Consider the following 23843-nt stretch of genomic DNA (forward strand, 5'->3'; position numbering starts at 1 on the left):
TAAGGAAACCTGCGGCGGGGCGGAAAGGTGCATGAGTCACCACAACGCCGTTTCCTTGAGCATCGGATGCCGGCAATGAACTGGAACAAAGCTCATTGCGCAGCAGGCCGGGCCTGCGCCGGCCGCTTGCCGTGTCATCAAGCGGCCTGCATCGGCCGGGCCCGCGATGGCGCGGCCGGCATCCGAGGAAGCGGAGATACCTTGGCCTCCCCGCCGCAGGAAGTCATTTGCCCTGGGGAATCTCCCCCTAGGCAGGAACCGGTGCCTCGACCTTGCCGGCCAGGCGCTGCACTCCGCGGAAGAGCCCGGAGTGGTCCAGTGCGCCGTCGCCGCTTGCGACGGTGGAGGTGACCAGCTGGGCCACCAGTGCACCCAGCGGCAGCACGACGCCGGCTTCGCGGGCTGCGGAGGTCACGATGCCCATGTCCTTGTTGTGCAGGGCCAGGCGGAAGCCCGGGGTGAATTCGCGGTCCAGGATCTTCTGGGCCTTCTGGTCAAGCACCTTCGAGCCGGCCAGGCCGCCGCCGAGAACCTTGACGGCTGCGTCGGTGTCCACGCCGTAGGCTTCGAGGAAGAGCACCGCTTCGGAAAGCGCCTGGATGTTGGCGGCGACGATCAGCTGGTTGGCGGCCTTCACGGTCTGGCCCGAGCCCGAGGGGCCCACCAGCACGATGGTCCTGCCCACTGCTTCCAGGACCGGCTTGGCGGCGTCGAAGTCCGCCTGCTCGCCGCCGACCATGATGGACAGCACGCCCTCGATGGCTCCTGCTTCGCCGCCGGAGACCGGGGCATCCAGCGGGCGCAGGCCTGCTTCGCGGGCCGCGTCCGAGAGCTGCGCTGCGACATCCGGGCGGATCGAGGAGTTGTCGATCCACAAGGCGCCGGGCTTGGCGTTGGCGAAGACGCCTTCGGCGCCGAGGGTGACGCCTTGGACATCCGGGGAGTCAGGGACCATGGTGATGATGACATCGGCATCGGCCACGGCCTGCGCGATCGATGCTGCCTTGGTTCCGCCGGCGGCCGCCAGCTCATTGCCGGCCCTGTCGCTGCGGTTGTATCCGGTGACGTTGTAGCCCGCGTTGACCAAGTTCTTTGCCATCGGCAGGCCCATGATGCCCAGTCCGATGAAGGCGATGTTCTGCGACATGCGATTCTCCAAAAAGTCTTGTGCGAAAGGTGTTCTCTAGGCGGTTGTGCTGCTGCTGGCGGCCTGCAGCCAGTCGAAGGCGGTAGCGGCGTCCTGCTTGTATTCCAGGGCGATATTGCCGGCGTAGCCCAGCTCGCGGGAGCGGGCGATCCAGTCCAGCAGCGGCAGGCTTCCGGTGCCCGGAGCCCCGCGGCCGGGCGCATCGGCGATCTGGATGTGGCCGAAGTCCTTGGCATGCGCTTCGATGACGGCTGGTACATCATCGCCGTTGACCGACAGGTGGTAGAAGTCGGCCAGCAGCGCGATACTGCTTTCGCCCTGCGCCTTGACGGCGTCGACGACAGCGAGCGCCTGGGCCGCGGTCTTCAGCGGGTAGGCCTCGGTGCCGGAGACCGGCTCGATCAGCACGGTGCCACCCACCTTGGCCACGCCCTGGGCCGCGGCCACCAGGTTTTCCAAGGCCAGCGCATCCTGGGCCGCCGGGTCGGCACCCTCGATGCGGTTGCCGTACAGGGCGTTGAAGGCCTTGCAGCCGGTGGCTTCGGCGATGGCCACTACGGCATCAATGTTGTCCTTGAATTCGGCTTCGCGTCCCAGCCAAGAAACCAGGCCGCGGTCGCCTGCCGGCATGTCGCCGGCGAAGAAGTTCAGGCCGTCCAGCTGGACGCCGGCGTTGGCCAGCGAAGCGACGAATTCGTCGACCTGCTTATCGGAAGGCGCCGCTTCGTTGAATGGCCACCAGAATTCGACGCTGTCGAAACCTGCCTGCTTGGCGGCATCCGCGCGCTGCAGCAGTGGCAACTCGCTGAGGAGGATCGAGCAGTTCAGAGTGTAGGACACTGGATTTCCCTTCAAGAACACCTTCCAAAGATTCCGCTTTATGGAAGTTAGCTTTTGCTTTATGAAAACTCTAGGACGAGACGCCGATCACTGTCAAGAAGGTTTCCCGGCAATTTGCCGACCCGCCCGAAGACTGCCTAAATAACTGTCTTCATGGGGTTAGCGTGGACGACAGGGCCAAGCAGGCGGCAAAGATCTGTTCACCTGCAGCTTCCCGGAATGGAATAGAAAGCTCCAGAATGCGGGAGAAATACCGCTTTGCGAAATTTTCATTTTCTATTGCGGTAATATGATCCAGTGCATGCAGTGGTGGGTACTCACCTGGCACATATCTCGGAGTGACTTCCTAGCTCAGGAGCAGCCATGCTTTATCCATCGTGCTTCGCGCACACCGCGCTGCGGCTTACCGCCGCACCGCGCCCGGCCATGCCGCTTCTCGGCTCGCGGGCCGAGTTCTACGTTAATTTCGGACAGCCGATCTACCCTTAAGCGGGCCCGCCTCGCTGCCCTGCGTCCCCGCACGGCAGGCACGGGCCGTTGCACCCAACGCTCCGCTTCCCCAGATCTGTCATTTTTCCTGCAGCAGTACGCCCTATTGTGCCCTGCCCGGATACATGAGTCTTCGACAAGGATGTCCATCATGTCGCAAAAGACTCCTGAAATGGTGCCCGTGGACGCACCGCAGGAAAACCCGCCCGCCATCGACCGGGCCAATCCCTTCGAGCTGAGCGCTTCGCTGTACAACCAGGATTTGGCACCGGCCACCCGCAAGGGACGCACCTGGAACTCCTACAGCATCTTCACCCTGTGGGCCAACGACGTGCACTCGCTGGGCAACTACACCTTCGCCATCGGGCTCTTCGCATTGGGCATGAGCGGATGGCAGATCCTCGGCGCGCTGGGCATAGGAGCGGTCCTGCTCTTCGTGCTGCTGCACTTCTCCGGGTTCATGGGCGAGAAAACCGGCGTCCCCTTCTCGGTGATGAGCCGCATCGCCTTCGGCATCACCGGCGCCCAGGTCCCGGCGCTGCTGCGCGGGGCCGTGGCCATCGCCTGGTTCGGCATCCAGACCTACCTCGCCGCCCAGGTCCTCTCGGTCATGGTGATCGCGATGGCACCGGGCTGCACGGCCTTAGAGCAAACCAGCTTCCTCGGGCTCAATGCGCTTGGTTGGATCTGCTTCGTGGTCCTCTGGGCCGTGCAGCTGGTGATCGTCAGCTACGGCATGGAAATGATCCGCAAGTACGAGGCCTTCGCCGGCCCGGTCATCTTGGCCACCTTCCTGGGCCTGGCCATCTGGATGCTGTTCGAATCCGGTGTCAACGTGTCGATGAGCACCGGCGAGCCGAAGTCCGGCATCGGGATGTGTACCTCGATGTTCGGTGCGGCCGCACTCTGGGTATCGATCTACGGCACCTTCGTGTTGAACTTCTGCGACTTCACCCGCGGCGCATCCTCCAAGAAGGCCATCGTCAAAGGCAACTTCTTCGGCATTCCGCTGAACATGCTGTTCTTCGGTGCCATCGTGGTGGTTCTCACCGGCACGCAGTTCTCCATTAACGGCCAGGTCATCACCTCGCCGTCGGATATTGTCGAAGCCATCCCGAACACCATGCTGCTGTTGCTGGCCTCCGCCGCCCTGCTGGTGCTGACTATCGCGGTGAACCTGATGGCCAACTTCGTGGCTCCGACCTACGCATTGACCAACCTGTTCCCGAAGAAGCTGAACTTCCGTGCCGCCGCTCTGATCTCCGGGGTCATCGGACTGGTCATCCTGCCTTGGAACCTGTACAACTCCCCCGAAATCATCAACTACTTCCTCGGCGGCCTGGGCGCGCTGCTCGGCCTGCTGTTCGGTATCATCATGGCCGACTACTGGCTGATCCGCAAAGCCCGGATCAACGTCATGGACCTGTACCGCTCGGATGCCGATGGCGCCGACTACTTCCCCCGCGGCGTGAACTACCGGGCCGTCGGAGCGCTGGTGATCAGCTCGGTCATCGCACTGGTGCTGGCCTTAGTTCCCGCCCTGCACGTTGTTGGCCCGTTCGCCTGGTTCCTGGGTTCGGGCGCCGGTCCCCTGGCCTATCTGGCCATGGCCAAGCGCCAGCACGATTTGGCAGGCATCGATGGCGAGCCGATCGCAGTGGCCCCAACCCACTAGGACTACTCATGCGCATTCTGATACTGAACGTCGATACCACGCAATCCATGACCCGCGCCATCGGGGATTCAGCCCGGTGGGTCGCCTCGCCCGGCACCGAAATTATCGAGCTCACCCCGGACTTCGGGGCCGATTCCTGCGAAGGCAATTTCGAAAGCTACCTGGCCGCCATCGCCGTAGTGGACAAGGTCATCCAGGCGGGCTACGAGGGGGCATGGCCGCGAGGGCCTGCAGGAGCTGCTGGATGTCCCGGTTGTGGACATCACCGAAGCCGCTGCCTCCACCGCCCAATTCCTCGGCCACAAGTATTCGGTGGTCACCACGCTGGACCGCACGGTGCCGCTGATCGAGGACCGGCTGAAGCTGGCAGGCCTGACCGACCGGCTGGCCTCGGTGCGTGCCAGCGGGCTGGGCGTGCTGGAATTGGAATCCGATCCGCAGCGTGCGGTGGCGGCGATTGTCGAGCAGTCCCGCCAGGCGGTGGAGCAGGGCAAGGCCGAGGTGATCTGTCTGGGCTGCGGCGGCATGGCTGAGCTGGAGGAGCAGGTGCGCCTGGCCACCGGCGTGCCGATTGTCGATGGCGTGCGCGCGGCGGTCACCACCGCCGAATCGCTGGTCCGCATGGGGCTGAGCACCTCCAAGGTACGCACCTACGCCCCTCCGCGGCCCAAGACCGTGACCGGCTTTCCGATGGCCCCGGTGGTCGCCGGCCTGGCGAACCGCTGAATGCCAAGTTAAATGGCAGGCTCAGCCCAGAGAGTTCACAGTCAGCCGTTCTAGAGTGGTAAGTACCTCATGAAGGTGCGAGTGATGACAAAAGGAAACCCCGGCGCTTCGGCGTCGGGGTTTCCTTCTTGCACGCTCTCCATCGAGGACCGGATTGGACTAGGAGAATTCAGGCACCTGGGCGACATACATGTCCGGGCGGACGACCACCAAGGCACCGGCCCGGTCGATCCCGCGCTCGGGGAAGATGTCCTGGTGCCCCATCGCCGCGTAGACCTTTCCCAGTCCATGATGGTACCAGCCCATGGCCGGTCAGCTGCCAGAGCTTGTCCGCGTCCTTGACCAGGGAATCCTCGAGGCCGGTGGATTCGGCGCGGGAGTCATGGCCATCGATGATATTGACAATGCGTTCGATATCTTCCTGCGCTACATCATGTTTTTCCAGCAGCCGCGCAGCCAGCTTGGCGCCTTCCTTTTCGTGCTGCAGCACGAGTTCCGGGTTGCCCGCACCCGGCGCGATCGCACTGAGCACAAGGTCCGGATCGACGGCAGACCAGCCGATGTCGTGCAGCAGCATGGCCGGCAACACGATTTTTGCCTCCGCATGCGGGTGGTGCTCCAGCAGCTGATGGGCAATGGACACCGAATACAGCGTGTGGGCGTCATTGCTCCGGACCGCTAGAAGGTTCTTGGCGTCCTCCCACAGCGCCGCCAGCAACGGGTACTGCTCGAACAGATTCGGAGCGGCGCTTCCAATCCTGGCCGAGACATCGCGTCCCTAGTGGTTCGCTGCAGGTTCTAGTTTGGTCATGGGCACATGATCCCACCGAGGGCCCGCAGGCAGAAGCCCGGGCATCCACTCAGTGGAAGCCGCGGACTCCTGTCCCGCGCACGACCTAGACGATCGCTTCGACGATCGGCATCTTGCCGTCGTAGAAGTTCACCGTGGCCCGGCGTGCCGCATTGTTGGCCAGCACATGGGTGATCACTTCCGCGACATTTTCGCGGGAAGTCTGCATCCCCTCGCCGTCAGCGTCCGAATCCTTGAGGTTCCCCGCCTCGTCGGCCAGCACCACATGCTTGCTTGCAGGCTCCAAAGTCAGCGCGCCCGGGCCCAGGATCGTGTAGTCCAGGTCGGTGCTGCGCAGGAAGGCATCCGCGTCATGCTTGGCCTTGGCATAAGCGTAGAAGGAGTTGGACGGGTCCAAGTTGTCCACGTCGACCAGCGCACGGCTGTAGGAGACCATCACGAAACGGTCCACCCCGGCCTGCTTTGCAGCCTTCATTGATCGCACTGCCGCCTCGTAATCCACGGCGCGGGTGCGCTGCTCGTTGCCGCCGCCGGCTCCCGCCGAGAACACGATGGCACTGGCACCGGTGAAGGCTTCCGCCAGCTGGTCCACCTCGGCGCTCTCGATATCGAGGATCACCGGCTTGGCACCTGTTGCCTTGATATCGGCGGCGTGCTCGGGGTTGCGGATCAGCGAATCGACAGCGTAGCCGCGGTCAGCCAGCTTGGGAGCCGCCAGCAGGGCGACTTTGCCGTGTCCGCCAATGAGTACTACTCGATTTCCTTCAGCCATGAATTGCTCCTTCTGGTTGATGCTCGTATTTGGCACAACGAGGCCTGCCCTGAGCCTATTCCCTTTCCGTGTCGCCGACTTCTTCCTGAGTGGCAGCTCAATTGACAGCATTCTTGCTGGCAATCGGCGTATTCTCTGCTTTATTGCATTCGCACTCAACCGAGGATGAAGCTCATGAAGCATAAAACCCTGAATTTGGAACTCAGCAACGACCAGTTCGCAGATTTGGCCAATGCCCTTGAAGACCATCGGGACTACTTCAAGAAACGTGCCGATGAAGCGTCCCTCGGCTTCGGGCTTGATACCGGATACTGGCAGTCCCGCGCTGCCGAGGTCCAGGAGCTGCTACAACTGGTGCTCAGCTCCGCCAAGCACGAACAGCACTAGCCCGTTTCCTATTCTCTTCCAAGGAGCCAGCACTTTGCCCGCCAGGATTTTCACCATTGGACACTCAACAAGATCCATTGAGGATTTCCTCGCTCTGCTGATGCAGCACGGAATCATGCAGGTGGTGGACGTTCGTAAGCTGGCCGGATCCCGCAAGTTCCCGCAGTTCAACTCCGATGCCTTGCAAGCCTCGTTGAAAGCGGCAGGAATCGGCCTGCATCGCGAGGAGGCTCTGGCCGGCAGGCGCCCGGTGAGCCAGAGCGTCGATTTCGAGGTCAACGCGTGGTGGAGGAACCGCAGCTTTCATAATTACGCCGACCACGCACTCGGCGATGAATTCCTCCACGCAATCCAGCAACTCCAGGAGCGGGCCGTCGGCCAGAAGATTGCGATCATGTGCGCCGAAGCGGTGTGGTGGCGTTGCCACCGCCGCATCATTGCCGATTATCTCTTGGCCCGCGGCGCCGAAGTTCTCCATATCGTTGATGGACCCGAGGCCAAGGCAGCTGAGCTGAGCCCTGGAGCCGTGATTTGCCCGCAGCTGAGGATTACCTACCCGGCCGCCTGATACGCCGCGGGAAAGATTAGGCATTAATGCCCTTTATTACGTCATGGAATCGTTACCGGTGCAATTCATAACGTTCCCTGACGCGGCCACCCAAGAAATATGGACTAATTAAACAAGGCTGATGGTTTTTATTTTTCTCGGAAATCTCCCAGTCAACTGGGGTTAGGCTCAGCGAGCGCCAAGTTTCGCGTCGATCAGCCTTGCCAAACAGCGCTTTAAAGTGACCGGGCTAACATAAGGGCGACTTAGCTTAATTAGCTCAGATAAGGCTAAGCTAAGTAACAGATCACTCAATAGCGCAACCAAAGTCGGTTGCTGTTCGAAGAAGGAATACATGTCCTCCATGAAGCTTCGCGCTGCCGCACTGCTGAGCATCGCCGCACTGTCCCTGACCGCTTGCGGATCCGCAACCGATACCGCTGCCGCGGCCAAGGCCGGCGACGCCAAGACTGTCACCATCACCGACAACGAAGGCGAGAAGACCATCCCGGTTCCCGCCAAGTCCGTCGTTGCAACCGACAACCGCACCTTCGAAACCCTTGATTCCTGGGGCATCGAGCTCACCGCAGGCGCCGTGTCCCTGATGCCGGACACCATCTCCTACACCAAGGACGAGAACATCCTGGATCTGGGAAGCCACAAGGAACCAAACCTGGAATCAGTCGTCACCGTAGAACCTGACCTGATCATCAACGGACAGCGCTACACCCAGCACGCACCGAAGTTCAAGGAACTGGCTCCGGAAGCCACCATCGTTTCCCTTGACCCACGCGAAGGCGAGCCATTCAACACCGAGCTGGAACGCCAGGTCACCACCCTGGGCGAAGTCTTCGGCAAGCAGGCCGAGGCCAAGAAGCTCGTCGAGGAATTCCAGGCTGCTGAAAAACGCGTAACCGACGCCTATGACAAGGACGAGACCGTCATGGGCCTGATTGCCTCGGGCGGCGAGCTGGGCTACTCGGCTCCGACCACCGGCCGCACCGTCGGCCCGATGTTCGACTTCCTGGGCCTGACCCCGGCACTGAAGCTCGAAGAGTCCTCCGCCGACCATGAGGGCGACGACGTTTCGGTCGAGGCCATCGCCAAGTCGAACCCTGACTGGATCATCGTCATGGACCGCGACGCAGCTGTTGGCGCTGACGGTGCCGACTACCAGCCTGCCAAGGAACTACTGGAGAACTCCGAAGCGTTGCAGAACGTCACCGCCGCCAAGGAAGCCCAGGTTGTCGTGATGCCGGCTGACACCTACACCAACGAGAGCATCCAGACCTACACCGAGTTCCTGAACACTTTCGCTGACGCTCTGGAAGCAGCAAAGTAAGCGTCTTGACCTCCCCAGGCCTTTAGTGGCGAAACCGGATTCCGGCTTCGCCACTAAAGCTGTATTCCCACCACATATTTCCACGGCGGCATTATGACAAGCACGACCCTCCCGGTCCGGACCAAGAGCAAGGTCCTCACCGGCAAACTCGCACTGGGCATCCTCGCGGTGCTCGTGCTGCTGGCGTTCTCCCTGTTCACCGGCGTCTACGACATCTTCGGCCAGGATGACGGCGGGATGATGTTCGCCGTCACCCGCATTCCGCGCACCATTGCACTGGTGCTCGCCGGTGCCGCCATGGCCATGAGCGGCTTGGTCATGCAGCTGCTGACCCAGAACCGCTTCGTGGAGCCGACCACCACCGGCACCACCGAATGGGCTGGCCTTGGCCTGCTGGCCATGCTGGTCTTCTTCCCCACCGCCACCTTGCTGGCCAAGATGAGCGTGGCGATTGTCTTCGCCTTCATCGGCACCATGATCTTCTTCCTGTTCCTTCAGCGGGTTTCGCTCAAGGCCTCGCTGACCGTGCCGATCGTGGGCATCATGCTCGGCTCCGTGGTCGGCGCGTTCTCCACCTTCTTCGCCCTGTCCACCGACAAGCTGCAGTCCATGGGCATCTGGCTGGCCGGCTCCTTCACCTCGGTGATCCGCGGGCAGTACGAGGTGCTGTGGATCGTGGCCATCGTGGCAGTGGCCATCTACATCGTTGCCGACCGCTTCACCGTGGCCGGATTGGGCGAGGAAATCGCCACTAACGTGGGCCTGAACTACCGCCAGGTGATGCTGCTGGGCACCGCGCTGATCGCTGTCGCCACCGGCGTGGTCACCGTGGTCATCGGCAACCTGCCGTTCCTCGGGCTGATCGTGCCGAATATCGTCTCGATGCTCCGCGGCGACGACCTGCGCAGCAACCTGCCCTGGGTCTGCCTGCTGGGCATAGCGATCACCACGGCCTGCGACCTGATCGGCCGCACCATCATCATGCCGTTCGAGGTCCCGGTATCGCTGATCCTGGGCGTGCTCGGCGCGGTTGTCTTCATCTTCCTGCTACTGAGGCAGCGTAAAGTTGGCTAATCTCATGACTCACCCCGCCTTGGGCACCCATCACGCCGGACGCTCGGCAGGACCGCTTCCCACCAAGCAGGTCCGCAAGCGCTACTGGATCACCTTGTCCATCATGATCGGGCTGGCCCTGTTCTTCGGGATCGGCCTGCTCGCCTGGGATAACCCCATGCCATTTGGCTCCGACGGATTCTGGATCATCGCCAAGCTGCGCGCCAGCAACATCCTGACCATGGTGATTGTGGCGGCCTGCCAAGCCATCGCCACCGTCGCCTTCCAGACGGTCACCAACAACCGCATCATCACCCCATCGATTATGGGCTTCGAAGCTCTGTACCGCGTGGTACAGACCGGCGCGATCTTCGTGCTCGGGGTGGCCGGGGTGACCTTCTTTACCGGGGTCAGCCAGTTCGTGCTGCAAGTGGCGATCATGGTGGGCCTGTCTGTGGCACTGTACGGCTGGCTGCTGTCCGGCAAGCTGGGCAACATCCAGATCATGCTGCTGGTGGGCATCATCATCGGCACCGGGCTGGGCTCGATCTCGACCTTCATGCAGCGCCTGCTGACCCCGAGCGAATTCGACGTGCTCACCGCACGCCTTTTCGGCTCGATGGCCAACGCCGACATGAGCTACATGCCGGTGGCCATCCCGCTGGTGCTGATCGCCGGCGGCTACCTGGTGCTGTCCTCCAAGAAGATGAACATCCTCGCCCTGGGCAAGGAAACCACCATCAACCTGGGCATCAACCACCGCCGCGAAGTCATGAAGAGTCTGTTCTTCATCTCCATCCTCATGGCCGTCACTACCGCGCTGGTTGGCCCGCTGACCTTCCTCGGGTTCCTGGTGGCCACCTTGGCCTACCAGCTGGCCGACACCTATGACCACCGCTTCATCTACCCGATGTCATTCCTCATCGGCTTCGTGGTCCTGGCCGGCGCCTACTTCATCATGAAGAACGTCTTCTACGCCGAAGGCGTGGTTGGCATCATCATCGAAGCCGTCGGCGGCATTACCTTCTTGATCTTCATCCTGCGAAAGGGCCGGCTGTGATTACCCTCAATTCCGTCAGCAAGCAGTACAGCTCCACGGTCTCCATCGGCCCGGTCAGCTTGGAAATCCCCACCGGCGGGATCACGGCGCTGGTGGGCCCGAACGGAGCGGGCAAGTCCACCATGCTCACCATGGTCGGGCGCCTGCTGGGCATCGACCAGGGCTCCATCGAGGTCTCCGGCTACGACGTGTCCAAGACCAATTCCAAGGACCTGGCCAAGATCGTCTCGATCCTGCGCCAGGAGAACCACTTCGTCACCCGCCTGACCGTGCGCCAGCTGGTGGGCTTCGGCCGCTACCCGCACTCCAAGGGCCGGTTGACCCAGGCCGATGAAGAGATCATCTCGCGCTCCATCGACTTCCTGGATCTGGGCGAGCTGGAAGGCCGCTACCTGGATGAGCTTTCAGGTGGCCAGCGCCAGCGCGCCTACGTGGCCATGGTTCTGGCTCAGGACACCGACACGGTGCTGCTCGATGAGCCGCTGAACAACCTGGACATGAAGCACTCGGTAGTGATGATGCAGCACCTGCAGCGCGCTGCCCGCGAGCTGAACCGCACCATCGTGATCGTGCTGCACGACATCAATTTCGCCGGGCACTACGCGGACTACATCTGCGCCATGAAGCAGGGCAAGGTGGTGCACTTCGGCACCCCGACGCAGATCATGCAGGACGAGATCCTCAGCGAAGTTTTCGAGACCCCAGTCAACGTCGTTCCGGGCCCCAATGGCCCGCTGGCGGTGTACTACTGAGTTCGCGAAATTTCAGTACAGCAAGACCCCATGACCAGCTGTGGTCATGGGGTCTTGCTGTGTCTCGGTAACTTTGATGAGGTTCCCATGCTAAAACTCCAAGAGCCCCTTCAGCAGGAAGTCGAGTCCGTCCATTCCTCGGCCAACAGCGCATAGGCCATGGAATCCATCCATTCCCCGTTGCGGTGCAGGCTGTCCTTGCGGCCGTAGAATTCCTTGCGCATCCCCACGCGCTCCATCAATCTCCACGATGGCTCGTTGGCAGCGAAGCATTCGGCAGTCACCCGGCGCAAGCCAAGAGGGCCGAAGCACAGGCCGATGGCAGCACAGACGGCTTCTGTGGCGTAGCCCTTGCCGCAGTAGGCCGGGTCGAAGCTCCAGCCGAGGTTTCCCTCAACGCCTTTGGCACTCTGCTCAACTTCGCTTTGGCCCCAGCCATCCACGATATTCAGCATGACCGTGCCAATCAGCTCGGTCCCCTGGCCGGTATCCAGTTCTACCGCCAGGTCCTTCAGCGGATAGTCCTTCGCAATGAACATGGCGCGGAAATCTTCCATTGTCCCAGGACCAGCGGTGATCCACTGCGTAACTTCCGCAAGCTGCCGGTAGCGCCAGAGTGCTTCCACATCATCCGACGTCACCCGGCGCAAGCTCAGCCGCTCGGTGCGTACCGGCCAGCTGATCTTCTTCAGCGCATCTTCCATGCTCCAAGCCTATCCGCAGGTTTTCAAGATGAGCGCTAGTCGCGACCGCTTTTCTGCACGTCCCCGTCCTCAGGTGATTTCTTTCCGCGCAGCACCGGCGAGCAAATCAGCACTACCAGACCCGCGATTGGGAAAACCAGCAGAGCCAGCCGCAACCCGATATTCTCGGCAAGAAATCCGACCAGTGGCGGCGAGAGCAAGAAGCCCAATCGCATGAGCCAGGAGACAATGCTCAGGCCAGTTCCCGGGGACAGCCCCGGCAGCTTGTCGGCCTGGTCCATCACCGCCGGGACCAGAGTTGCCGAGCCGAATCCAGCCGCCGCGAAACCCAGCAAAGTGCCCGGCACGCTGGGGAACAGCAACGCCAAGCCCATGCCGAGCGCTATCAGTGCGCCGCCGAACTGGGCCATGCTGCGCTGTCCAAAGCGGTTGACCATCCCATCGCCGAGGATTCGGCCAATGAACTGGGCGCCGACCAAGGCGATGAACCCGCTGGCCGCCAGCGCCGCTGGTGCCCCGAGCTCTCCCAGATACAGTGTTGACCAGGAATTTCCGGCATCCTCGACCATCACTCCAGCCACGGAGATTAAGACCAAGGCGCTCATCATCAGCAGCATCCGGCCGCGGGATCCTGCTGGGCCCGCAGTCCGGACGGTCCCGGTGGCCGGTGGCACAACGGGTTCGATGGCCCCCTGCTCAGCGGACCGGGGCAGGCAGAATTTCAATGCTATCAGCGCCACCACGGCGAACAGCGCCATCGATATGCCCAAATGCACCGGCAGCGCCAGGTTCAGCTGAATCGCCCCGGCGGCCATCAAGCCGCCGAGCACCGCTCCGACAGACCACAAGGCGTGGAAGGAGTTCAGTATCGAACGACCATAACGCCGTTGCACCACCAGGCCTTGCGCGTTCTGTCCGACATCGGTAATCGAGTCCATGGCACCGCCCACGGCGAAGGCCAGCACCACCCAGAGCACCCCCGGGGCGCTGCCGGCGGCGAGCAATGCTGCACCGGTAGCCATCGTGCCGAAGACAGCAACCTGCGCGGAACCGAAACGGCGAACCAGCGCGCCTGCGGCCAAACCGGCAAGGATCGCCCCGATGGGCCACGCGGTAACCAGCAAGCCGTAGCTTGCGGTGTCCAATCCCAGTTCCCGTTTCAGCTCGGGAAGCCGCGGCGCCATATTGGCAAAAAGTGCTCCGTTGGTGAGGAACAGGGCGGCGACTGCTGCACGGGCGCGGGAGTTGGCACTGGATTCGGTGGCTGTCATGGGGCCTTTCACCGCAGCTCCTGCGGACTGGTCACTGGCGAATGCCGCAATGGCATCCAGCGTCGAGAGTACCAGTGCCACTGCAGGCACATCACGGCACCGTGCCGTTAAGCCTGCGAGTTGGATGTCTCCAGATGGTCAGCCCTCCAGCCAGCTCACCTCTCCGGTGCCCAAATCGTAGACCGCCGGTACCACCCGGGTCCGCTGTTCCTCCACCGCCTTGCGGATGATGGCAGAGCGCTCGAGCAGCTGCTCCACCACGGCGCGGGCATTGGCCTGCACCACCGTGTCCACCGCTTCGCTTCCCGAGCCCTCGACTCCTGCCGTGCGGGCTATGGGAGCAATCTGCTCGGCGAAGTCATCCATCTCACCGGGCAACCGCGGATTCCCGGCGTCCTTCTCCATCGCCTTCAACGTGCCCGTTACCGCTCCGCATGTGGTGTGCCCGAGGATCACCAGCAGCGGTACCGAGTATGGACTGGAGACAGCGAATACCATGCTGCCAACCAGGGTGTCATCGAGCACGGCTCCGGCAGTCCGGGTGACGAACAGGTCTCCGATCCCCTGATCGAACAGGAGCTCGGGGGTGACGCGGGAATCCACGCATCCGTGAATCAAGGCGAAGGGGCTCTGGTGCTCGGCTTGCTCGCTGCGCCGGCTGGTTGCCTGGTTGGGGTGCTCCGGCTTGCCAGCGCAATAGCGCTGGTTTCCGGCACGCAGCACCTGCAGCACCTCGTCGGAGGTCTGCGGCGGTTCGGCCAGATGCGCGCGGTCCGCATCCGGGGCTTGCGGCGAAGCGCAGGCTGCCAGCCCGGCGAGGGCAAGGAGCCCGGAAGCGCCGGCGAGCAGACCGCGGCGCGAAGGCCCGGTCGAGGTTGCATCGTTGCATTTGGGGGTTGCTGATTCTGGTTGCGGCATCATGCCTTCCTGTCGCGCCTGATGAGCTGACAAGCTGACAAGCCGAATTAACTATAGTTTGTCAGTAAATAACATCAAGCAGTCTAGTGTTATGCATTTGATTCATGAATAGCAGGCGTCACATTTCGGCAGAACTTAGTATCTTGGCGAACAAAGACTGTGATTGACACCACAGCCAATCTTCGGTTGGATGGAGACTGTCAATCGATTGATTGGCTTTTGAGTCACAGGGTGGTGTCCATGGAACTGGGAAGAGTCCAGCAAGCAGCCGTAGCCTGCTTTGCCCAGCGCGGCTTTGCTGCCACGGGCATCCGCGAACTGGGCAGCGCCGTAGGACTGAACTCGGCCACCCTCTACCACTACGTCGGCGGCAAGGAAGACCTGCTGCTGGGCATCATGAACGACTGCCTGTCCGCCATGATCTCCGGTGCCAAGCAGGCGCTTGACGGCAGCACGGATCCGGTACGGCAGCTCGCCTTGCTCATGGCCTTCCACGTCGGGTTCACGGCCACCAACCCCAGCACCGCACGCGTCACCGAACACGAGATGCGCGCGCTGTCCCCCTCCGCTCGCGAGCAGATGCAGGCATTGCGCGACGAATACGAGCAGCTCTTCTCCGATGCGCTGAAGGCCGGCGAGCGCCAGGGAAGCTTCAACACGGCGGACCTGGGCATCGCCCGCTTGGCACTGATGGAAATGGGCACCGGCGTCTCGCACTGGTACCGCAAGGGCGGCCGGCTCTCGCTGGCCGAGGTGCAGCTGAACTTCATCTCCCTGGCCATGCGCATCCTCGCGGTACCCGACGAATTCCCGCTGCCACCGCAGCAGCTGCCCGTACCCCAGGTAATCGCCAGCGAACCGACCAGCAAGGACTGACTTCGTGAAGACCCTTTCCTCCCAACTGAACCCCGAGCAGTTCGAACGCAACGCCGCCGACCAGGCGCCGTTGCTGGCCGAACTGCATGAACGGCTGGAACGCGCCGCCCGTGGCGGTTCCGAGAAGTCCCGGCAACGGCATGTGGATCGCGGCAAGCTGCTGCCCCGCGAGCGGGTGGACGCGCTGCTGGATGACGGTTCACCCTTCCTGGAAATCGCCCCGCTGGCCGCCGAGGACATGTACGACGGCGCCAGCCCCGGCGCCGGAGTAATTGCCGGCATCGGCCTGGTGCACGGGCGGCACGTGCTGGTCATCGCCAACGACGCCACCGTCAAGGGCGGCACCTACTTCCCGATGACGGTCAAGAAGCACCTGCGCGCCCAGGAAATCGCGCTGGAGAACAACCTGCCGTGCATCTACCTGGTGGACTCGGGCGGCGCGTTCCTGCCGATGCAAGACGAGGTCTTCCCGGACCGCGACCACTTCGGGCGCATCTTCTACAACCAGGCGCAGCTTTCGGCGGCCAAGATCCCGCAGCTGGCAGCGGTGCTCGGCTCCTGCACCGCCGGCGGCGCCTACGTCCCGGCGATGAGCGACGAGACGGTGATCGTGCGCAACCAGGGCACGATCTTCCTCGGCGGCCCACCGCTGGTGAAGGCTGCCATCGGGGAAATCGTCACCGCCGAGGAACTGGGCGGCGGCGACCTGCATGCCAAGACCTCCGGAGTGGTGGACCACCTGGCCGAGAACGACGAGCACGCGCTGATGATCATCCGCGATATCGTCTCCACCCTGCCGGCCAACCCGGCCCCTGCCTGGAGCGTCGAGGAGCAGGTGGCCGAGCCGCTGTACCCGGGCAGCGAACTGGCCGGCGTGGTGCCGGTGGATGTCAACGCGCCCTACGACGTGCACGAGGTCATCGCCCGCATCGTCGATTCCAGCAAGTTCCACGAGTTCAAGGCCGAATACGGCACCACCCTGGTCACCGGCTTCGCGCACATCCATGGCCATCAGGTAGGCATCATCGCCAATAACGGCGTGCTGTTCTCCGAATCCGCGATGAAGGGCGCGCATTTCATCGAGCTGTGCGACCAGCGCGGCATTCCGTTGCTCTTCCTGCAGAACCTCGCGGGGTTCATGGTGGGCCGCGACTACGAGGCCGATGGCATTGCCAAGCACGGGGCGAAGATGGTCACCGCGGTGGCCACCGCCCGGGTGCCCAAGCTGACCGTGATCATCGGCGGCTCCTTTGGCGCCGGCAACTACTCGATGTGCGGCCGGGCCTACTCCCCGCGCTTCCTGTGGATGTGGCCGAACGCGCGGATCTCGGTGATGGGTGGGGCCCAGGCTTCATCCGTGTTGTCCACGGTCAAGCGCGACGGGATCGAGGCGGCCGGCGGCAGCTGGAGCAATGAGGAAGAGGAAGCGTTCAAGGCGCCAATCCGCGAGCAATACGAAACCCAGGGCAACCCTTACTACTCCACCGCCAGGCTATGGGACGACGGGGTCATCGACCCGGCCGATACCCGCCGGGTGCTCGGCCTGGCCCTGGATGTCTGCGCCCGCCAGCCACTGCCGGAGACCAGCTTCGGCCTCTTCCGGATGTAGTGCGAGGAAACCACCATGACTGCCAAGCTCTTTGATACCGTCCTGATCGCCAACCGCGGGGAAATCGCGGTGCGCATCATCCGCACCCTGCGCGCCCTGGGCATCGAATCCGTCGCCGTGTACTCGGATGCCGACGCCGGGGCCCTGCACGTGTCCGAAGCCGACCGCGCGGTGCGCATCGGCGCGGCCCCGGCCAATGAAAGCTACTTGGATATCGACGCGGTGATCGACGCCTGCAGGCGCACCGGCGCCCAGGCGGTCCACCCGGGCTACGGGTTCCTCTCCGAGAACGTGGATTTCGCCCGCGCCTTGGAAGCCGCCGGCATCACCTTCATCGGCCCGCCGGTGAACTCGATCAACCTGATGGGCGACAAGATCCGCTCCAAGAACCATGTGCTCTCCCACCAGGTGCCGGTGGTTCCCGGCATCGCCGAACCCGGCCTGGGCGACGAGCAGCTGCTCGCGGCCGCCACGGATGTCGGCTTCCCGCTGCTGATCAAGCCCTCGGCCGGAGGCGGCGGCAAGGGCATGTTCGCGGTGGAATCCGCCGCGCAGCTGCCCGAGGCGCTGGCCAGCGCCCGGCGCACCGCGCGCAGCGCGTTTGGCGATGACACCCTGTTCCTCGAGCGGCTGGTGCGCAATCCGCGCCATATCGAGGTGCAGATCCTGGCCGACGCGCACGGGAACACCGTGCACCTGGGCGAACGCGAATGCTCCTTGCAGCGCCGCCACCAGAAGGTCATCGAGGAAGCCCCGGCCCCGCTGTTCGAGAACCTGGAGCACGGCGCGCAGATCCGCGAGCGCATCGGCGCCGCCGCGGTGGCCGCCGCGCAATCCGTGGGCTACGTTGGCGCGGGCACCGTCGAGTTCCTGGTCAGCGACCAGAACCCCGACGAGTTCTTCTTCATGGAAATGAACACCCGCCTGCAGGTGGAGCACCCGGTCACCGAGGAAGTCGTGCGGGTCAACGGCGAAAAGCTGGATCTGGTCCAGTGGCAGGTGCGCATCGCGGCCGGCCAGGCGCTGGACTTCTCCCAGGACCAGGTGGCGCTGTGCGGCCATGCAGTCGAGGCCCGGCTCTACGCCGAGGACCCGTCTTCCGGCTTCCTGCCTTCGGTGGGCACCGTGCTGCGCGTGAGCGAGCCGGAGAATGTCCGCGTGGATTCCTCGCTGCGCGACGGCCTGGAGATCAGCGCCCACTACGACCCGATGCTCTCCAAGCTCATCGCCTGGGGCGAGGACCGCACCGAGGCGCTGGCCCGGCTGGATCAGGCCCTGGCCGGCACCGTGGTGCTGGGCGTGCTGGCCAACAGCGAGTACCTGCGGCTGCTGCTGGCCGATACGGATGTGGCGGCCGGGCGTCTGGACACCAACCTGATCGAGCGCAAGCTGGACCAGTTCGCTTTCCGCAAGCTCGGGCCCCGCGAACTGGCACTGGCAGCGCACCTTGAGGACCAGCGGATTCCTGCGGCGAATACGCCGTGGGGCTTGCGCGATGGCTGGCGGGCCCAGCAGCGCCGGGCCAGCATCCAGCACTTCGATGCCGAGGCCGCCGAAGGCAAGACCGCGCTGCTCAGGAAGCAGGATGCCAGCTTGGTGCGCGTGGGCAGCGAAGAATTCACTGTGCGCCAGGAACCGGATGGAACCCTGTCGGTCAACGGCCAGCGCACAGCACTCCAGCATGGCTTCGCCGAAGACGGCACGCTGTGGCTGTGCGAGGACGGGTGGACTGCGGCGGTGCGCAAGCTTTCCCGCGAAGAAGTCCTCGAACGCCACCTGGCCACCCTCGCCATCGAGTCCGGGACCTTGTCCCCGCATGTCGAATCTCCCATGCCCGGCACCGTGATCAGCGTGCAGGTTGCCGATGGCGATGAGGTCGCCGCCGGCCAGCTGCTGCTGAGCATCGAGGCGATGAAAATGGAACACCAGCTCCTATCCCCCGCCGATGGCATCGTGCGGATGACCGGCCTGAAGTCCGGGGATCTGGTCAAGGCCAAGCAGGTCGTGGCCACCGTGGAAGCAATGCAGAGTACCGAAGCGAAGCATCAGGAGCAGGACGCATGAGCGAGCAAACCCCCAACCGTGTTGAGCAGCGCGGCCTCTACTTCGACGAGCTGCAGCTCGGGGCCACCTACGTGCACAAGCCCGGACGCACCCTGACCGAAGCGGACAACGTCGCCTTCACGACGATGACCATGAACAACCAGGGCCTGCATCTGGACGCCGCGTGGGCTTCCACCCAGCCCTTCGGCAAGCCGCTGGTCAACTCGCTGCTGACGCTGAGCACGATGATCGGGCAGTCGGTGGGCCAGCTGACCGAAGGCACCATTGTGGGGCAGCTGGGCATCAACGACGTGAAGTTCCCGCATCCGATGTTCCACGGCGATACCCTTTACACCGAAACCGAGATCACCGCGCTGCGCGAATCCAAGTCGCGCCCCGGCCAGGGACTGGCGTCCATGACGCACACCGGCCGCAACCAGCACGGCGACATCGTGGCCACCGCCACCCGCACCTGCCTGATGTGGACCAGGCAGGCGCACCAGGACGCGCTGGAAGCCAAGGAGGAGAATGCCCATGGCTAGCTTCCTGATGGGTCCTTCCCTGCTGTTCTGCCCGGCAGACCGGCCCGAGCGCTATGCCAAGGCGGCGCAGCGCGCCGACGCGGTCATCATCGACCTGGAAGATGCGGTGGCCCCCGCCAACAAGGAGGCCGCCCGCCGCGCACTGCTTGAAACACCGCTGGATCCCGAACGGGTGATTGTGCGCGTGAATCCGGTGGACAGCGAGCACTTCACCAAGGACTTCGAAGCGCTGGAGCAGACCGCCTACCGCACCGTGATGCTGCCCAAGTGCGAGTCCGCGGAGGATCCGTCCGCGTTGGCCGGATACGACGTGCTGGCGCTATGCGAAACGGCCAAGGGCATCACCAATGCCGGACAGATTGCCGGGGCCCCGAATGTCGTCGCGCTGATGTGGGGCGCCGAAGACCTGATCGCCTCGATCGGCGGCACCTCCTCGCGCGGCGAGGACGGCAACTACCGCGAGGTGGCGCGGTTCGCGCGGTCGCAGGTGCTGCTGCATGCGGCGGCCAACGGCAAGGCGGCGGTTGATTCCGTATACCTGGACATCCCCGACCTGGAAGGCCTAGGCGAAGAGTCCCGCGATGCCAAGGCTTCGGGATTCGCGGCGAAAGCCTCGATCCACCCCAACCAGATGCCGGTCATCCGCGAGGCCTTTGCGCCCACCGAAGCGGAACTGGACCGCGCGAGGCGGATCCTTGACGCCGCCAAGGAGAACCCAGGGGTGTTCGCTTTCGAGGGGCAGATGGTCGACGAACCGCTGCTGCGCCAAGCCCGGGCCACTTTAGGCAGGCACTAATAGGATCCCAAGGAGTGAATCGCACCGGGTTTAATAGAAGCAAGGAAATTGGAATAGGAACACTTCGCCCATCGGCGTAGAGTATGTCCACGTTCAAGAATGGCTCGGTAAGACTTTTGATTCTCACGCCGCGCTCCCCCAGCTCACGGATAATCTCAATGGCCATCCGCTCTTCACCTGCCACGCGATCCAGGGCGCGGATGACCAAAGTTCCTCTGGCTGCAATTGCGCCTTGCACGCGACCCACTGCGGCCGCGCAGCCTCCCTGCTCGACTCCCCACAGTCAGTAAATATCTGCTCGGCCCCGGCCGCGCGCAGCTCGGCCGCCTGCGCCTGCGGGTTCTGCTCGCGCGTGCTCACTCGCGCGTATCCAATGACTGCCATATCAAAAAACGGTACACAGCCAGGTTGTGCAACACTTCGGTTTTGAAAGACCTTTCTGAAACAAAAAACCCCGGTGTGCCGCCCGGGTTCGCCGCTCGTTTCAAAAACGAATGTTTATGAACGCCTAGCTTGGCGCTGGGCAATAGAAGTGTGAAACCGATCGTTGAACGGCGGGAAAGGCAGCAGATCCCGCTCCATCTAGTGCTCATTATCGCGGGAGCTGCGCGGTTCAAGCCCACGCAAAACGCTCGACTGGATAATGGACTCCAGTCGAGCGTTTGCACGGAATTCAATCAGCGTCCCGCACCGTCGCTGTTGTACCGGAGATCTGGAGAGCTGGCGCTTTCCATCAGCATGGATTTTCCACGATTTCTCCGGAATCTGCCGAGCCTGCCGGCACCAGACGGAAGTTGAGCAAGCGTCGCGGACTGGTTGCTAGTGCCCGCCGCCCAGCTTCCCGCCCAGGCGTTCGCGCATCTTCAGGCTCGCGGTATTCAGTCCTTCGACCTCCACGGTCTTGCCATATTTCTCGTATTTGCCGGTGATCGCGTCCAGGGCCGCGATGGTCGAGGCGTCCCACAGGTGCGAGTCGTGCATGTCGATGACGATATTCTGCGGGTCTTCGGCGTAGTTGAACTGCGTGTACAGGTCGTTAGAGGAGGCGAAGAACAATTCCCCGTTGACCACGTACTTGGCGATCTTCTCGCCGAAGTGCTCCTCGACGCTGCGGGTGACGGTGACCAGGTGCGCCACGCGGTTGGCGAAGAGCACCATGGCCGTGAGTACTCCAGCGGCGACGCCGATAGCCAGATTGTGGGTGACCACCGTGAAAACCACAGTTATCAGCATGACTGTGGTTTCGCTTTTGGGCATCATCCGCAGCGTCGAGGGCCGGATGCTGTGCCAGTCGAAGGTCGCAATGGAAACGAAGATCATGACTGCCACCAGTGCGGCCATCGGGATCAAGGCCACCACATCGCCGAGAACCACCACGAGGATCAACAGGAATACCCCGGCCAGGAACGTCGAGATGCGGGTGCGCGCCCCGGACGCCTTCACATTAATCATGGTCTGCCCGATCATCGCGCAGCCGCCCATGCCGCCGAAGAATCCGGTAATGATGTTCGCCGCACCCTGGCCCCAGGATTCGCGGGTCTTATTCGAGTGCGTGTCAGTGACATCGTCGACCAGCTTGGCGGTCATCAGCGATTCGAGCAAGCCCACGAAGGCCATGGCCAGCGCATAGGGGAAGAGCACCTGCAGAGTTTCGAGGTTCAGCGGGATATCAGGGATGAACAGGGTCGGCAGGGATTCGGGCAGCTGGCCCTTGTCGCCCACGGTGGGGACGGCGAGCGAGGCGATGACCGTGATCGCGGTCAGCACCACGATGGCCACCAGCGGGGCCGGGATCGCAGTGGTCAGCTTGGGCAGGCCGAAGACGATCAACAGGCCCAACGCCACCAGCGGATAGACCAGCCAGGTCACCCCGAGCAGCTCGGGGACCTGGGACAGGAAAATCAGAATGGCCAGCGCGTTGACGAAACCGACCATTACCTGACGCGGGATGAAGCGCATCAGCTTCGCCACGCCCAGCAGTGCCAGCACCACTTGGAAGATCCCGGCCATGATGACCGCGGCGATGAAGTAGTCGGTTCCATGGCTGGCTACCAAAGGCGCGATGACCAGCGCGATGGCGCCGGTGGCGGCGGAGATCATGGCAGGACGGCCTCCGAAGAAGGAGATGGATACCGCCATGGTGAAGGAGGCGAACAGCCCGATGCGCGGGTCCACTCCGGCGATGATGGAGAAGGCGATGGCCTCGGGGATCAAGGCCAGCGCTACTACCAGGCCGGCGAGGACCTCGGTCTTAAGCAACCTCGGGGATTTCAGGGTGCGCAACACCGATTGGCGCTCGGCCGGACTCAGTGCGGAAGGATCCGCTGTGGTGCTGGTGCTCATAGGTGAGCTCCCTTCTTTTCAAGCCAGTAAGCGTGGGGCACGTGCAGTGCGTAGAATTCATGGGATGGGCATCATTGCGCCGCAGACGAGGCAAGAGCAGCCGGAGCGGTCGTAGACCAGATGCCATCGAATACAACTCTAACCTAACGTAAGGGTAGGGTTGTAATTGGAGGAAACGGAGGACTTCATGGATCAAGCGAAGACCGAAGGTGCAGGCGGTTCGATGCATATCGGTGACATGGTCGAGGCCACCGGCCTGTCGCATCGCACCATCCGCCACTACGACGAGGTGGGGTTGCTGCCGGCGAGCACCCGCAGCGAAGGTGGTTTCCGAATCTATACCGACTCGGATCTGGCCCGCATGCTGGTGATCCGCTCGATGAAGCCGCTGGGCTTCTCGCTCGAGGAAATGGGGGAGCTGCTTGACGCGGTGGACGCGCTCGCGGCAGATCCGCAGGACACCGTCGCCCGGGCCAAGCTCGATGACTACACCCAGCGTGCCAGCGCCAAGCGCGACAAGCTCGCGCTGAACTTGCAGCGCGCCGAGTCCTTCATCGCAGATCTTCGCACCAAGTAGGCCGGAAGCATGGAGACCCGCTTAGCCGCGATGGAAGAGAGCCACTGGGCGGATATCGCCCGCATCTATGCCAGCGGCATCGAGACCGGCCTGGCCACCTTCGAATCCGAGGTGCCGGCACGCCAGAAGTTCTTCGCGGCGAAAATTCCTGCATTGTCGCTGGTGGCCATTGCGCCCGATGCCAAGGTTCTCGGCTGGGCGGCGGCCAGCCCGGTTTCAGCCCGCCCGGCCTACCGCGGCGTGGTGGAGCACTCGGTGTACATTGATCCGGATTATGCCGGATGCGGCGTTGGCGCCCGGCTGCTGGCCGAGCTGATCGCCCGGGCCAGGAAAGAAGATTACTGGATGGTGCAGTCGGCCGTCATCGCCGGCAACGAAGCCAGCAGGGCGCTGCATGCTAGGGCAGGGTTCCGCGAGGTTGGCCGGCGCGAGCGGATTGCCCAGGGTGCCCGAGGGGCAGTGGCGGGGCAGTGGCTGGATACTTTCCTGTACGAACTGCGGCTTTGACCAAGCTGCTTGCCCAAGGCAGAAGCGGCGCGGCGGGCAGCAATCCCGGCGCGCCG

At 63.2% G+C, this 23843-nt stretch carries 24 protein-coding genes and 2 pseudogenes; 16 read left to right on the plus strand and 10 right to left on the minus strand.

The window, feature by feature from the left end; all coding sequences use genetic code 11:
- Nucleotides 1–247 precede the first annotated feature (247 nt).
- Both ACLQ8T_RS15470 and ACLQ8T_RS15475 read right to left on the minus strand, forming a co-directional pair.
- On the minus strand, nucleotides 248–1147 hold the full coding sequence (locus tag ACLQ8T_RS15470; RefSeq protein ID WP_413455196.1) for a 2-hydroxy-3-oxopropionate reductase: 900 nt from the start codon (nucleotides 1145–1147) through the stop codon (nucleotides 248–250).
- Nucleotides 1148–1183: 36 nt separating this feature from the next.
- Nucleotides 1184–1987: a hydroxypyruvate isomerase family protein gene (locus tag ACLQ8T_RS15475; protein WP_413455197.1), complete on the minus strand. Its 804-nt coding sequence runs from the start codon at nucleotides 1985–1987 to the stop codon at nucleotides 1184–1186.
- 363 nt (nucleotides 1988–2350) lie between these two features.
- Between ACLQ8T_RS15475 and ACLQ8T_RS15480 the strand changes: the two genes are divergently transcribed.
- The 3 genes and pseudogenes from ACLQ8T_RS15480 (at nucleotide 2351) to ACLQ8T_RS15490 (ending at nucleotide 4877) form a co-directional block, all read left to right on the plus strand.
- A complete protein-coding gene (locus ACLQ8T_RS15480) occupies nucleotides 2351–2476 on the plus strand; it encodes a hypothetical protein (RefSeq protein WP_413455198.1) in 126 nt (41 codons plus the stop codon).
- A 151-nt stretch (nucleotides 2477–2627) separates the two neighbouring features.
- Nucleotides 2628–4151 carry an NCS1 family nucleobase:cation symporter-1 gene (locus tag ACLQ8T_RS15485; RefSeq protein ID WP_413455199.1) on the plus strand — a complete coding sequence of 508 codons (1524 nt, stop codon included), beginning with the start codon at nucleotides 2628–2630 and terminating at the stop codon, nucleotides 4149–4151.
- Nucleotides 4152–4159: 8 nt separating this feature from the next.
- A pseudogene (locus ACLQ8T_RS15490) lies at nucleotides 4160–4877 on the plus strand (aspartate/glutamate racemase family protein).
- 159 nt (nucleotides 4878–5036) lie between these two features.
- Here the strand turns inward: ACLQ8T_RS15490 and ACLQ8T_RS15495 are convergent.
- The 3 genes and pseudogenes from ACLQ8T_RS15495 to ACLQ8T_RS15505 all read right to left on the minus strand — a co-directional run bounded on the left by ACLQ8T_RS15495 (nucleotide 5037) and on the right by ACLQ8T_RS15505 (nucleotide 6460).
- Entirely contained in the window at nucleotides 5037–5183 is a 147-nt protein-coding gene (locus tag ACLQ8T_RS15495; RefSeq protein WP_413456431.1) for a hypothetical protein, read from the minus strand.
- A 76-nt stretch (nucleotides 5184–5259) separates the two neighbouring features.
- Nucleotides 5260–5520, minus strand: a pseudogene (locus tag ACLQ8T_RS15500) (metal-dependent phosphohydrolase); the annotation flags it as partial.
- Nucleotides 5521–5773: 253 nt separating this feature from the next.
- Nucleotides 5774–6460, minus strand: a complete 687-nt coding sequence (locus ACLQ8T_RS15505; protein WP_413455200.1) for an SDR family oxidoreductase — start codon at nucleotides 6458–6460, stop codon at nucleotides 5774–5776.
- 174 nt (nucleotides 6461–6634) lie between these two features.
- Between ACLQ8T_RS15505 and ACLQ8T_RS15510 the strand changes: the two genes are divergently transcribed.
- The 6 genes from ACLQ8T_RS15510 to ACLQ8T_RS15535 all read left to right on the plus strand — a co-directional run bounded on the left by ACLQ8T_RS15510 (nucleotide 6635) and on the right by ACLQ8T_RS15535 (nucleotide 11601).
- Nucleotides 6635–6847, plus strand: a complete 213-nt coding sequence (locus ACLQ8T_RS15510; protein ID WP_038992925.1) for a hypothetical protein — start codon at nucleotides 6635–6637, stop codon at nucleotides 6845–6847.
- 34 nt (nucleotides 6848–6881) lie between these two features.
- On the plus strand, nucleotides 6882–7415 hold the full coding sequence (locus ACLQ8T_RS15515; protein ID WP_275587935.1) for a DUF488 family protein: 534 nt from the start codon (nucleotides 6882–6884) through the stop codon (nucleotides 7413–7415).
- Between the two features lie 334 nt (nucleotides 7416–7749).
- Nucleotides 7750–8736 (plus strand): siderophore ABC transporter substrate-binding protein, encoded by a 987-nt coding sequence (locus ACLQ8T_RS15520; RefSeq protein ID WP_413455201.1) that lies wholly within the window; start codon nucleotides 7750–7752, stop codon nucleotides 8734–8736.
- 93 nt (nucleotides 8737–8829) lie between these two features.
- Entirely contained in the window at nucleotides 8830–9810 is a 981-nt protein-coding gene (locus tag ACLQ8T_RS15525; RefSeq protein WP_413455202.1) for an ABC transporter permease, read from the plus strand.
- A 4-nt stretch (nucleotides 9811–9814) separates the two neighbouring features.
- The gene (locus ACLQ8T_RS15530) at nucleotides 9815–10849 is read left to right on the plus strand and encodes an iron chelate uptake ABC transporter family permease subunit (protein WP_413455203.1); all 1035 of its coding nucleotides are present in this window, start codon (nucleotides 9815–9817) and stop codon (nucleotides 10847–10849) included.
- Complete coding sequence (locus tag ACLQ8T_RS15535) at nucleotides 10846–11601, plus strand: ATP-binding cassette domain-containing protein (RefSeq protein ID WP_204719500.1); 756 nt, start codon at nucleotides 10846–10848, stop codon at nucleotides 11599–11601. The genes ACLQ8T_RS15530 and ACLQ8T_RS15535 overlap by 4 nt, the downstream gene beginning before the upstream one ends.
- A 110-nt stretch (nucleotides 11602–11711) precedes the next feature.
- Here ACLQ8T_RS15535 and ACLQ8T_RS15540 read toward each other — a convergent pair whose 3' ends face one another.
- The 3 genes from ACLQ8T_RS15540 to ACLQ8T_RS15550 form a co-directional block, all read right to left on the minus strand.
- The gene (locus ACLQ8T_RS15540; RefSeq protein ID WP_413455204.1) at nucleotides 11712–12305 is read right to left on the minus strand and encodes a GNAT family N-acetyltransferase; all 594 of its coding nucleotides are present in this window, start codon (nucleotides 12303–12305) and stop codon (nucleotides 11712–11714) included.
- Nucleotides 12306–12340: 35 nt separating this feature from the next.
- On the minus strand, nucleotides 12341–13576 hold the full coding sequence (locus tag ACLQ8T_RS15545) for an MFS transporter (protein WP_413456425.1): 1236 nt from the start codon (nucleotides 13574–13576) through the stop codon (nucleotides 12341–12343).
- A 138-nt stretch (nucleotides 13577–13714) separates the two neighbouring features.
- A complete protein-coding gene (locus ACLQ8T_RS15550) occupies nucleotides 13715–14497 on the minus strand; it encodes a carbonic anhydrase (protein ID WP_413455205.1) in 783 nt (260 codons plus the stop codon).
- A gap of 237 nt (nucleotides 14498–14734) precedes the next feature.
- Here ACLQ8T_RS15550 and ACLQ8T_RS15555 point away from each other — a divergent pair, with 237 nt between their 5' ends.
- From ACLQ8T_RS15555 to ACLQ8T_RS15575, 5 genes are read left to right on the plus strand one after another with little or no spacing between them, the layout of a single operon-like run.
- Nucleotides 14735–15370, plus strand: coding sequence for a TetR/AcrR family transcriptional regulator (locus ACLQ8T_RS15555; protein WP_413455206.1), 636 nt, complete (start codon nucleotides 14735–14737; stop codon nucleotides 15368–15370).
- A 4-nt stretch (nucleotides 15371–15374) separates the two neighbouring features.
- Nucleotides 15375–16979, plus strand: coding sequence for a carboxyl transferase domain-containing protein (locus ACLQ8T_RS15560; RefSeq protein ID WP_413455207.1), 1605 nt, complete (start codon nucleotides 15375–15377; stop codon nucleotides 16977–16979).
- A 15-nt stretch (nucleotides 16980–16994) separates the two neighbouring features.
- Entirely contained in the window at nucleotides 16995–19043 is a 2049-nt protein-coding gene (locus ACLQ8T_RS15565; RefSeq protein ID WP_413455208.1) for a biotin carboxylase N-terminal domain-containing protein, read from the plus strand.
- On the plus strand, nucleotides 19040–19564 hold the full coding sequence (locus ACLQ8T_RS15570) for a MaoC family dehydratase (protein ID WP_413455209.1): 525 nt from the start codon (nucleotides 19040–19042) through the stop codon (nucleotides 19562–19564). The genes ACLQ8T_RS15565 and ACLQ8T_RS15570 overlap by 4 nt, the downstream gene beginning before the upstream one ends.
- A complete protein-coding gene (locus tag ACLQ8T_RS15575; protein WP_413455210.1) occupies nucleotides 19557–20360 on the plus strand; it encodes an HpcH/HpaI aldolase/citrate lyase family protein in 804 nt (267 codons plus the stop codon). The genes ACLQ8T_RS15570 and ACLQ8T_RS15575 overlap by 8 nt, the downstream gene beginning before the upstream one ends.
- A 123-nt stretch (nucleotides 20361–20483) precedes the next feature.
- On the opposite strand, the gene ACLQ8T_RS15580 is transcribed toward ACLQ8T_RS15575, so the two are convergent.
- Nucleotides 20484–20744: a recombinase family protein gene (locus ACLQ8T_RS15580; protein WP_239543475.1), complete on the minus strand. Its 261-nt coding sequence runs from the start codon at nucleotides 20742–20744 to the stop codon at nucleotides 20484–20486.
- 435 nt (nucleotides 20745–21179) lie between these two features.
- Nucleotides 21180–22703, minus strand: a complete 1524-nt coding sequence (locus ACLQ8T_RS15585) for a SulP family inorganic anion transporter (RefSeq protein ID WP_204719524.1) — start codon at nucleotides 22701–22703, stop codon at nucleotides 21180–21182.
- 187 nt (nucleotides 22704–22890) lie between these two features.
- Here ACLQ8T_RS15585 and ACLQ8T_RS15590 point away from each other — a divergent pair, with 187 nt between their 5' ends.
- Nucleotides 22891–23280, plus strand: coding sequence for a MerR family transcriptional regulator (locus ACLQ8T_RS15590; protein ID WP_038992406.1), 390 nt, complete (start codon nucleotides 22891–22893; stop codon nucleotides 23278–23280).
- A gap of 9 nt (nucleotides 23281–23289) precedes the next feature.
- On the plus strand, nucleotides 23290–23787 hold the full coding sequence (locus ACLQ8T_RS15595; protein ID WP_239543081.1) for a GNAT family N-acetyltransferase: 498 nt from the start codon (nucleotides 23290–23292) through the stop codon (nucleotides 23785–23787).
- Nucleotides 23788–23843: the final 56 nt, after the last annotated feature.

It is taken from the genome of Glutamicibacter sp. FR1 (assembly GCF_047300825.1).
GTDB classification, from domain to species: Bacteria; Actinomycetota; Actinomycetes; order Actinomycetales; family Micrococcaceae; genus Glutamicibacter; species Glutamicibacter nicotianae.

Excerpts from the sequence above, each read along its gene's own strand:
- ACLQ8T_RS15585 (WP_204719524.1), bottom strand. The coding sequence starts at position 22,703 with ATGAGCACCAGCACCACAGCGGATCCTTCCGCACTGAGTCCGGCCGAG.
- ACLQ8T_RS15580 (WP_239543475.1), bottom strand. The coding sequence starts at position 20,744 with ATGGCAGTCATTGGATACGCGCGAGTGAGCACGCGCGAGCAGAACCCG.
- ACLQ8T_RS15565 (WP_413455208.1), top strand. The coding sequence starts at position 16,995 with ATGACTGCCAAGCTCTTTGATACCGTCCTGATCGCCAACCGCGGGGAA.
- ACLQ8T_RS15480 (WP_413455198.1), top strand. The coding sequence starts at position 2,351 with ATGCTTTATCCATCGTGCTTCGCGCACACCGCGCTGCGGCTTACCGCC.
- ACLQ8T_RS15550 (WP_413455205.1), bottom strand. The coding sequence starts at position 14,497 with ATGATGCCGCAACCAGAATCAGCAACCCCCAAATGCAACGATGCAACC.
- ACLQ8T_RS15520 (WP_413455201.1), top strand. The coding sequence starts at position 7,750 with ATGTCCTCCATGAAGCTTCGCGCTGCCGCACTGCTGAGCATCGCCGCA.
- ACLQ8T_RS15485 (WP_413455199.1), top strand. The coding sequence starts at position 2,628 with ATGTCGCAAAAGACTCCTGAAATGGTGCCCGTGGACGCACCGCAGGAA.
- ACLQ8T_RS15575 (WP_413455210.1), top strand. The coding sequence starts at position 19,557 with ATGGCTAGCTTCCTGATGGGTCCTTCCCTGCTGTTCTGCCCGGCAGAC.
- ACLQ8T_RS15510 (WP_038992925.1), top strand. The coding sequence starts at position 6,635 with ATGAAGCATAAAACCCTGAATTTGGAACTCAGCAACGACCAGTTCGCA.
- ACLQ8T_RS15525 (WP_413455202.1), top strand. The coding sequence starts at position 8,830 with ATGACAAGCACGACCCTCCCGGTCCGGACCAAGAGCAAGGTCCTCACC.
- ACLQ8T_RS15570 (WP_413455209.1), top strand. The coding sequence starts at position 19,040 with ATGAGCGAGCAAACCCCCAACCGTGTTGAGCAGCGCGGCCTCTACTTC.
- ACLQ8T_RS15470 (WP_413455196.1), bottom strand. The coding sequence starts at position 1,147 with ATGTCGCAGAACATCGCCTTCATCGGACTGGGCATCATGGGCCTGCCG.
- ACLQ8T_RS15595 (WP_239543081.1), top strand. The coding sequence starts at position 23,290 with ATGGAGACCCGCTTAGCCGCGATGGAAGAGAGCCACTGGGCGGATATC.
- ACLQ8T_RS15590 (WP_038992406.1), top strand. The coding sequence starts at position 22,891 with ATGGATCAAGCGAAGACCGAAGGTGCAGGCGGTTCGATGCATATCGGT.
- ACLQ8T_RS15505 (WP_413455200.1), bottom strand. The coding sequence starts at position 6,460 with ATGGCTGAAGGAAATCGAGTAGTACTCATTGGCGGACACGGCAAAGTC.
- ACLQ8T_RS15555 (WP_413455206.1), top strand. The coding sequence starts at position 14,735 with ATGGAACTGGGAAGAGTCCAGCAAGCAGCCGTAGCCTGCTTTGCCCAG.
- ACLQ8T_RS15495 (WP_413456431.1), bottom strand. The coding sequence starts at position 5,183 with ATGGGCTGGTACCATCATGGACTGGGAAAGGTCTACGCGGCGATGGGG.
- ACLQ8T_RS15545 (WP_413456425.1), bottom strand. The coding sequence starts at position 13,576 with ATGACAGCCACCGAATCCAGTGCCAACTCCCGCGCCCGTGCAGCAGTC.
- ACLQ8T_RS15540 (WP_413455204.1), bottom strand. The coding sequence starts at position 12,305 with ATGGAAGATGCGCTGAAGAAGATCAGCTGGCCGGTACGCACCGAGCGG.
- ACLQ8T_RS15530 (WP_413455203.1), top strand. The coding sequence starts at position 9,815 with ATGACTCACCCCGCCTTGGGCACCCATCACGCCGGACGCTCGGCAGGA.